The sequence below is a fragment of the Thiorhodospira sibirica ATCC 700588 genome (assembly GCF_000227725.2).
GTDB lineage: Bacteria > Pseudomonadota > Gammaproteobacteria > Ectothiorhodospirales > Ectothiorhodospiraceae > Thiorhodospira > Thiorhodospira sibirica.
The window spans coordinates 708512-717141 of sequence record NZ_MU255056.1 but is presented as its reverse complement, the minus strand read 5'-3'; the positions used below and the strand labels follow the sequence as shown (position 1 = coordinate 717141).

Here is an 8630-nt window from a genome sequence, read left to right as displayed (position 1 = left end):
GCCTTCTTCCACTTGCTGACCTGCACCGGGTGAACCCCGTAGGCTTGACCCATCTCGTTGACGGTCTTGACCCCATGGATCGCCTCACGCCCGACCTTGGCCTTGATCTCGGCGTTGTATGTGTTCCGCTTCTTCTTTTCGCTCATCTCTTCGCTACCCCATGCTGGAGGCTTTGTCATCACTTAAACTGTTGTCCAGATTTCGGGGTCCACTATATGATGAACTGGGCCGACTGGCAGAGTCTTTTAATAGCATATTTGAGCAAACCCGGCAGGCGCACCAGGCGCTTGAAGACTATGCCCATGCGCTGGAAGAAAAGGTCAAAGAGCGCACTTACCATCTGGAGCAGGCCAATCAGCAGCTCCACCAACTCAGCCAGCGGGATGGCTTAACCGGTGTCTACAACCGCCACTATTTTGACCAGCAGGCACCGCTCTACTGGCAGGATTTTCAGGAAAAACGCCAGCCTTTGTCGGTATTGCTTACCACCTATCAATTTACTCACGGGCACGAAAAGCCGGCAGCGGCAGGTCGTTTTGCAGACAGCGCATCAGGTAGCGCAAGCCACGTGTGAACCACGAAACCAGGCTGCGGGCAAGCTTGCGAAAGCGCCAGTGGTTCGGATCGTCCTGTGCTTGGTTTTTTTTCGAGCGGGGTCGGAGGGTGGCACGCCTGTTCGCGCCCAATGCGCACACACCCATACATCGCCAAGGCCATGATCAACACCCGGCGTTCCAAACGATCCGCAGGGCGCAGGTGCGAATCCCCCAAGCCAAATCCTCGCCCCTTGAAGTCGGAGAACATCGGCTCGATGCCCCAGCGCGTGGCATAGTCCAGTACGCGCGCCCGGGTCGGATCCGCATCCATGGCCATGATCCACGGCTCTGGATGCCCCGGGTCATGCACAATTCCCAGGTGGGTCACCACCCCAGAGGCGAACAGGCGCACACCCGGAAAATACGCTTCCCGCACACCCTTGGCCAAATCCCCGGTCGTGGTCTCCGCCACGCCGGTGTCCACCCGCAGATTCCCCTTCAAGCGCAACCGGTAGCCCCATTCGTGCGCATGCAACCACGCGAACAACGTCGCCGATGGGTAGAACCGATCCGCCAACAGCAGCACCCGCGCCCCAGCCGGCAGCGGCTTTAAACTTCAACTAAGCCGGGATGCGTAATTTTTCTTCCTCCGGATTGAGCGTGGTTTTGGTCCAGAGTCGATCCGCGATGGCACAGGGATCGGCATTGATGGTGTTGACAAAGTGGTTGACCCGTTGAACCCGTTCCTCGGCGGTGGCGTGACAGTGAGGGTAGGTGAGCTCCTCGCGCACCCAGCGCCAGAGCGCTTCGACCGGCATGAAGTCGGGGCTATAGCCGGGCAAGGGCTGGAGGGTGATGGACAGCGCCTGAGCGAGTTCGCGCACGGCCCCGGCACGGTGATAGGAGGCCTCATCCCAGAACAGGATGATCTCGCCGCTGGGAATGTCTCCGGGATGATCAAAAACCATTGTCTTGCCCGCGCCATCTCCGATGCTGGCTTTGGCGAATTGCGACGACACATCGAGTACAAAGCGGTGTGGCGTGGCGTGACTGTGATCTTTGCGAATCGGTTCTATCCGTCTTCAAAGACCTGTCACGCCTGCGGGAAAATCCATGATATGTCACTGGATCAGCGCACAATGGCGTGTGACTGTGGACACGTCATGGATCGTGACCTCAACGCCGCAAAAAATTTAGACCGTTATGGTCTGGATCGTCTGGACGCGCTCAGGCCGGACGTTAAACGCACGCACGAGTCAGGTAAGACGGGTTCGCCCGCACTGGCGTTGACGGCGTGAACAGACTTATTCAGCTTCGTGCAAGTTTGGATAGGTTTTTATGAGCGGCGACGCAGGTGGACACTTATACAGCTGCGCTCAAGATTTCCCTAATAACTGGCCGATATGGTTGCAGAAGGCGTATTGCTGGTCGTTGAGTTCCTGATAGGCGGCTTGGATGTGCGCCAGATCTTCAGTCAACGCGGCCGCTTCGATGCCTTTGGCAATGGCCTGCAGGCGTTCGGCGCTCAAATTACCGGCAGCGCCGCTGAGGCTGTGAGCCAGTTGACGGATGAGGATAAAATCCTCCGTGGCACAGGCTTGTTGCAGTTCGGCAAGCCGTGCAGACAGGTCGGCCATAAAGCTGTGGAGGATTTGCTGTAGCAGCTCATGATCCCCCATGAAACGTTCCAGCGCGGTTTGCTGGTTGAATATCTGCAGCGCGGGCGGGGGTGTTGATTCTGTCACCGGTGGCACGGCGGCTGGCGGTTTTGGTGCCGGTGCTGGCGTCGGTGGTGTACTGATTTCAAGCAGATGAGGCAAGCAGAGGGCAAGGGTTTCCGCCACCTGATGTGGCACCAGGGGCTTGCTGAGATAGTCATTCATGCCCGCCGCCAGACAGCGCTCCTTGTCACCTTGCATGGCATGGGCGGTCATGGCGACAATCGGTATATCGGTGTTGATGGCGGCCTTGTCCAGGGCGCGGATGGCGCGGGTAGCTTGCAGGCCATCCATCACCGGCATTTGCACATCCATCAAAATCAGATCATAGGGAATATTGATCACCGTTTCGACCGCTTCTTGTCCATTGCCCACGGCATCGGCTTTTAGCCCCAGCTTGCGCAAGATACCCAAGGCCACCTGCTGATTGGTGCTGTTATCTTCCACCAGCAGGATGCGTACCTTGTTGGGGGCAAATGGGATCACCTGAGCATGTATCGCCGCGCGGGGGCCTCGGGGGCTGATGATCGGAGTGTGTGTCAACCGGTCTGGCGGGAGCGCCAGCAGGGCCTGCAAGACGGCAAAGAGTTCTTGCTGGCGGATGGGTTTGGGGAGATAGGCGTGAAACCCGGCGGCATGATAGCGTTCGATATCCTCGGCACTGCTCATGGAGGAGGGCAGAATCACCCGATACAGATCGGCCAGGCGCGGATCGGCCTGCAGAGTCTGTCCCAGCGTTTCGCCATCCATGATGGGCATCTGCTGATCGGTCAGCAACAGTTGATAGGGCTTATGCTCAGCCAGCGCGGCATAGATTTCCCGCAAGGCGTCGGCACTGTTGCCGGCGCTGCTCACCGGTACGCCCCGGCGTTCCAGGATGGCACACAGCAATTCACATTGAATGGGGTGATCATCGACCACCAAGGCCCGCACCGCCGGTAACGGCTCGCCCCAAGCATGGCGGGCGTCGGTCGGCTCTTGTCCTACCCCCAAGCTCAGGGTAAACCAGAAGGTCGAACCGACGCCTTCCTGACTCTCCACGCCGATGTCACCCTGCATCATCTCAGCCAATTGCTTGGAGATTGCCAGTCCTAGCCCGGTGCCGCCGTAGGTGCGGGTGATCGAGCCATCGACCTGGGAGAACTTCTGAAACAGCAGGCTGACCTTATCCGGCGGGATGCCGATGCCGGTGTCGGTGACGGCAAAGCGCAGCAGCACCGCGTCTTCTCTGTGCTCGACCAGGCTGACGTGGATGCCGACCTCACCCTGGTGGGTAAACTTGATGGCATTGCCGACCAGATTATTGAGAATCTGGCGCACACGCCCCGGATCACCACGCAGATAAAGCGGTGTGTCGGGTGCAAGCACGCAGAACAACTCCAAACCTTTTTCATAGGCGCGCCCCGCCAGCGCGGCAGCAAAATCTTCCAGCAAATACTGCAGATTGAAATCCAATGCCTCCAGATCCAGCTTGCCAGCTTCAATTTTGGAAAAATCCAGAATATCATTGATCAGGCTGAGCAGGGATTCGGCGCTGTTGAGGATGGTTTCGGCCTGGCGGCGCTGTTCGGCATTGAGTTCGCTATCGAGCAGCAGACCGGTCATGCCGATAACGCCATTCATCGGGGTGCGAATCTCATGGCTCATGTTGGCCAGGAATTCACTCTTGGCGGCATTGGCGCGTTCAGCCTGAACGGCGAGTTGTTTGGCGTGCTCGGTGGTTTCCTGCAAGCGTTGTTCGGCGTGTTTGCGCTCAGTGACATCGCTGATATAGCCATGCCAAAGCACTGAGCCATCCGGCTGCGGTTGCGGTCTGGAACTGCCATGCACCCAGCGCAGCCCCTGTTGGGGCAGGATGACGCGATAATCGCATTCCCAGAGGCACTGCGTTTCATAGGACTCGACGATGCTCTGCATCACCCGTTCACGATCATCAGGGTGGATATGCAAAACTGCCTTGCTGGCATCGTGCTTGACCTCATCGGGCGTCACCTCGTAGATGTACCAGATATTGTCCGAGGCAAAAGGAAAACAATGCCGCCCATCCGGAAAGTACTGATAGCGGTAGATCACTCCGGGCACTTGACGTGAAAGCTCGGTGAGCAATTCGTGGCTGTCACGCAAGGCATTTTCCATCTGCTTGCGCTCGGTGATGTTGTCGAACGAGACCCCCATGTGGTTGTTGGGCAACGGATAGGCTTTTACCGCGAACGCCGCCTGTAAAACACGCGCATCGGTGTAAGTCATGTCTTCAAAATCGGCGACCTGTTGGCTGCGCACGATCTCGGCATAGCGTTGGGGAATGCCCAGCGCCCGCAGTCCGGGGAAATTTTCATCCAGCGTCTTGCCTTGCACATCAACGACCGCCAGACCCGTCAACAGCTCCGTAACCGGATTGGCATACACCAGACGCAGACTGCGATCATTCTCCAGATCCTCCAGATGATAGACATACAAACCCACCTGGATATGCTTGACAATATTTTGCGCCAGCTCCAACTCGGCCTGAAGGCGTTTGAGCGCAGTAATGTCCTGAATGCCCGCTACCCCGCCCTGGTAATGGCCTTGCTCATCAAACAGCGGGGTGGTGCCAATCATCACATGCAGCACATGGCCATTGCGGTGGCGCAATTGCCCCTCATGGGTTTCGGCAATGCCGCTTTGACGGCGCGCGATATTCTGCTCGGCCTGTGGCAGCCACGCGGGATCAATGAACTCAAACAGATGCCGCCCGAGCATCTCCTCGGTGCTATAGCCCAGCATCGCCGCCATGCGCTGATTAACAAAGGTGGTGCGGCCCTTAGCATCAATCTGCCAGATACCGTCATTAAGATTTTCCACCAACAGTCGGTATTGCGCCTCGCTGTTTTTGAGGGCGCTTTCCATGCTGAGTTGTTCGGTAATATCGGTGAGCATCACCAGTCGCACATAACGACCATCATTCCAGTAAATCGCCTGATCGCGGCAGTCATACCAGCGAGCACTGTCTTTATGATGTATGCGCCAGTGGCGCATTCCGGCAGGCTTGCCCTGTGCATTGAGCAGGGCAGGTTCAGTTGGACAAAAGGCACAACGCCCGTTTTGTGCTTGCTGCAAAACCTGCCAGCAGGACTGGCCCTCCACCTGACCGAAAACCTGACGGATGCGGGCATTGGTAAACAGAACCACATCTGTGTGCGGGTCGCTGACATAGACCAGTTCGTCCATGCTGTCAAAAATGGTGCGCAAGCGGATCTCATTTTCTGCCAATGCGGCCTGGGCCTGTTTATAAGCGGTTACATCCAGACCAATCGACTGAATATCCATGACCTGTCCGCGTTCATCAAGAATCGCCAGATCGGTCCACTCCTGCCAGACCAGCGAGCCATCGCTGAGAATGGAGGGATGCACATAGGTCTGCTTAGGATTTTTGGCACTCAGGGTCTGCAACTTTTCCAAAATGGCCTTGTGCTCAGAGGTCGGCACCAGATCAAGAAACCGCCGCCCCAGCAGTTCATCGGCACGGTGTCCGAACAAGCGACAATAGGCACCATTGACATAGGTCAGCGTGGTATCGGGGAGAAAACGGCAGATCATTTCCTGCTGATTTTCCAGCACCGAGGCCAGCAATTGCTGACTGCGCTGGAGTTGCTGCTCGGCCTCGCGTTCTGCCGTAATATCATAACCCACGGCTTGAAAATGGCTGATGTGTCCCTGTGCATCAAAAAAAGCGCGATTGACCCAGCGCACCCAGCGAAGCGAATCTTGGGCATTACGCGCCTGATTTTCAAAATTTTGCACCGGCTGTTCGGGGGTATAACGCCGCAGTGCTGTCAGTGAATGCTCCCGTTGCTCAGGATCAAGCATCTCGATCCAACGCTTGCCTTCCAGGCCGCCCGGCACCTGAAAAAAATCCTGCATGGTGCGATTGGCAAAACAGATGGTGGTATCGGGCAAATAATGCTCGATCATATGTGGATGATATTCCACCAAATCCTTATACAAATCATCTGCTTGACGCAGTGCCTGATGCTGCTCCCGGGTATGATCCAGCCAGCGCTTTGTGGCGAGCAGTAACAGCAAAACCCCTAGCAGCCTGGGCAGTTGCTCCAGCAGCAATACCGCCCAGAAGGGATGCGCCAGAAAATGTTCAAAACTATCGGTGATGGCATAAATCCACAAAAACCCCAGCCCCGTGAGTAACAGCAAGACAATGGTATATTCCGGGGGGGTAGCAGACAGGCGCGGGCGAAAACCGATATACACCATACCCGCTGCCACCAGCAGGGCAAATGTCGCCTCAGCCGTGACGACATACCAGGTCGGCGCACTGGTTTCCATCGGAAACCATAGCCACTGCATCAACCCAAGCCCCAGGCCCAGACCTAGCCAGAATAAGGTGAGAATACGACGATCCAGGCCGTGTTTTAGTCGTTCTGCTAAGCACTGCGGAGAAACATCCAACATGAATCAATGCCCCAAGAGTGACCGCAAGGATCAGGGTAGAATTTAAAAACAAAATATTGTTACTAAGAATGTAACTTTGATTTGATCTTAATCCAGAACGCGCATTCAAAGAAAGCACAGCGTGCTTGCTAGCGCGCTATCAGGAAGAACAGCCACGGCTGTCAACCCAATTCAGAAAAGTCCCCTTTTGTGCAAAGCAGAAGTGTCCCCCGTAGAATGCGTGGTTATGGTGTTTGGGCTGGTGCCGGAGTGATGTTGCCCCGACCTCTCCAAGGGTGGTCCGGCGCCGGTTTGTAGGTTGGCTTGGCGGTCTGTTTTGCCTTGGCCTGGTCGACGCTGTGGTGGACACTTTTTTCATCATCCAGCGGTGTGGGCGGTTCGCCCTCAGCCAACAGACGGTAAGGCATGATGTGCCCCTGGTGCAGGAGGGTGATGGTGCCGTCGAAGGCCTCGCAGACGGTGAGGGTGGCACCCCGCAGGCGGTAGCCCTTGCCCTGTCCCTGAAGCTGATATTCCCGGTTCTTGAACTGGAAGCAAAGGTTCTTGGAGAGCTTACGGGTATGGTGCATGCAAAGGATGAGGGCCTGCTCCTCGGGGCTGTGCAGCACCGGTCGGTGGGCATCCTGGGGGCTTTGTGGCTCGACGGCGAAGCGGGCGTTGAAGTCGGCCATGAAGGTGGGGAGGAAGGCGTTGGCGGCGTCGATGTCCGAGATCTCACGCAGGCGCAGCTCCTTGACCAAACGGTCTTGCAGGGTCTGGTTGGCCCGCTCCACCCGCCCCTTGGCCTGAGGCGTGTTGGCATGAATGGCGGCGATGTCGAGGGTCTTGAGGGCGCGGGAAAACTGGGTCAGCTCCCCGTCGTGCTCAGGATGATTGACACGGAAGATGCTGTGTTTGTCTGAGTAGAGGGCCACCGGACGTCCGTGCTGATCCAGGTATTGCTGTAGGGTCTCCATGTAGGCCTGGGTGGTCTCGGCGGGCACGAAGCGCAGGGCCATCAGGCGCCCTGTGGCGTCGTCGATGAACACAATCAGGGTACAGCGCGGGCCGCGCACCTCAAACCAGTCATGGGGCGAGCCGTCGATTTGAATGAGCTCCCCCAGGCAGGGGCGGCGTGGACGGCGCTGATGAATGCGGGCTTGCTTGCGTTGCTTGGGCTGCCATAGCCCATCGGCCACCATCCACTGGCGCAGGGTCTCGACCGAGAGATGATGACCATGGCGCTCGGCCAGCTTTTCGCAGGCCAGGGTGGGGCCAAAGTCGGTGTAGTGCGTCTTGACCAAGGCGAGCACCTCCTGGCGTACTGTCTCGGCAATGGCGTTATTGGGACGTCGGCCACGGTGGCCACTGCGTAGCCCTGTCGCCCCATGCTCACGATAGCGGCGAACCAGGCGCTTGACCTGGCGCACGCTCAACCCCAGGCGCTGGGCCGCCTCGGCCTGCCGCAGATGCTTGTTCGCCACCGCCTGAATCATCTCTAGTCGGTCAATTTCTTTGTGACTCATCGTAATGTGCTCCTTCGTCATGCGTGCCCCTCCCGCTTAAATATAAAGGGGACATTTTAGAATTGGACGAAGGGGACATTACTGCTTTGGGCTAACACTCTCTGCGCAAAACTATTGACAGGTTAAAATAAATCGGTATAATATGCGCTCATTCAGTGACGCGGGAATAGCTCAGTTGGTAGAGCACAACCTTGCCAAGGTTGGGGTCGCGAGTTCGAGTCTCGTTTCCCGCTCCAAGCCTTTTCTTACCTCGGTCATGCCGGGGTTTTTTATGCGCTATTGTATGTGTTCTATGATGCAGGCTATTTTATAATCCGCATTAAGTTTTAGATATTCAGGCTGGGTGGCAGAGTGGTCATGCAGCGGCCTGCAAAGCCGTCTACGCCGGTTCGATTCCGACCCCAGCCTCCAGTTTTCAGTGTGTT

At 57.0% G+C, this 8630-nt stretch carries 6 protein-coding genes and 2 tRNA genes; 4 read left to right on the top strand and 4 right to left on the bottom strand.

Going from position 1 to position 8630, the window contains the following annotated elements:
* Window positions 1-172: 172 nt before the first annotated feature.
* Window positions 173-574, top strand: a complete 402-nt coding sequence (locus THISIDRAFT_RS03395; protein WP_159098529.1) for a GGDEF domain-containing protein — start codon at window positions 173-175, stop codon at window positions 572-574.
* On the opposite strand, the gene THISIDRAFT_RS03390 is transcribed toward THISIDRAFT_RS03395, so the two are convergent.
* Together THISIDRAFT_RS03390 and THISIDRAFT_RS03385 are read right to left on the bottom strand one after the other, a co-directional pair.
* Window positions 502-1122, bottom strand: coding sequence for a transposase (locus tag THISIDRAFT_RS03390; protein ID WP_246585317.1), 621 nt, complete (start codon window positions 1120-1122; stop codon window positions 502-504). The two genes, THISIDRAFT_RS03395 and THISIDRAFT_RS03390, sit on opposite strands and share 73 nt — an antisense overlap.
* A gap of 34 nt (window positions 1123-1156) precedes the next feature.
* Window positions 1157-1504, bottom strand: a complete 348-nt coding sequence (locus THISIDRAFT_RS03385; RefSeq protein ID WP_006788727.1) for a transposase — start codon at window positions 1502-1504, stop codon at window positions 1157-1159.
* Here THISIDRAFT_RS03385 and THISIDRAFT_RS03380 point away from each other — a divergent pair.
* Window positions 1490-1834: an RNA-guided endonuclease InsQ/TnpB family protein gene (locus THISIDRAFT_RS03380; protein WP_246585316.1), complete on the top strand. Its 345-nt coding sequence runs from the start codon at window positions 1490-1492 to the stop codon at window positions 1832-1834. The two genes, THISIDRAFT_RS03385 and THISIDRAFT_RS03380, sit on opposite strands and share 15 nt — an antisense overlap.
* A gap of 78 nt (window positions 1835-1912) precedes the next feature.
* Here the strand turns inward: THISIDRAFT_RS03380 and THISIDRAFT_RS03375 are convergent, their stop codons facing one another.
* Window positions 1913-6700 (bottom strand): PAS domain S-box protein, encoded by a 4788-nt coding sequence (locus THISIDRAFT_RS03375; RefSeq protein ID WP_006788726.1) that lies wholly within the window; start codon window positions 6698-6700, stop codon window positions 1913-1915.
* Window positions 6701-6924: 224 nt separating this feature from the next.
* Window positions 6925-8226, bottom strand: coding sequence for an ISNCY family transposase (locus THISIDRAFT_RS03370; RefSeq protein ID WP_246585315.1), 1302 nt, complete (start codon window positions 8224-8226; stop codon window positions 6925-6927).
* Between the two features lie 139 nt (window positions 8227-8365).
* Here THISIDRAFT_RS03370 and THISIDRAFT_RS03365 point away from each other — a divergent pair.
* Window positions 8366-8441 (top strand) — tRNA-Gly (locus THISIDRAFT_RS03365).
* Between the two features lie 101 nt (window positions 8442-8542).
* Window positions 8543-8616 (top strand) — tRNA-Cys (locus THISIDRAFT_RS03360).
* Window positions 8617-8630 lie beyond the last annotated feature (14 nt).

Excerpts from the sequence above, each read along its gene's own strand:
- THISIDRAFT_RS03370 (WP_246585315.1), bottom strand. The coding sequence starts at position 8,226 with ATGACGAAGGAGCACATTACGATGAGTCACAAAGAAATTGACCGACTA.
- THISIDRAFT_RS03380 (WP_246585316.1), top strand. The coding sequence starts at position 1,490 with ATGATCAAAAACCATTGTCTTGCCCGCGCCATCTCCGATGCTGGCTTT.
- THISIDRAFT_RS03375 (WP_006788726.1), bottom strand. The coding sequence starts at position 6,700 with ATGTTGGATGTTTCTCCGCAGTGCTTAGCAGAACGACTAAAACACGGC.
- THISIDRAFT_RS03385 (WP_006788727.1), bottom strand. The coding sequence starts at position 1,504 with ATGGTTTTTGATCATCCCGGAGACATTCCCAGCGGCGAGATCATCCTG.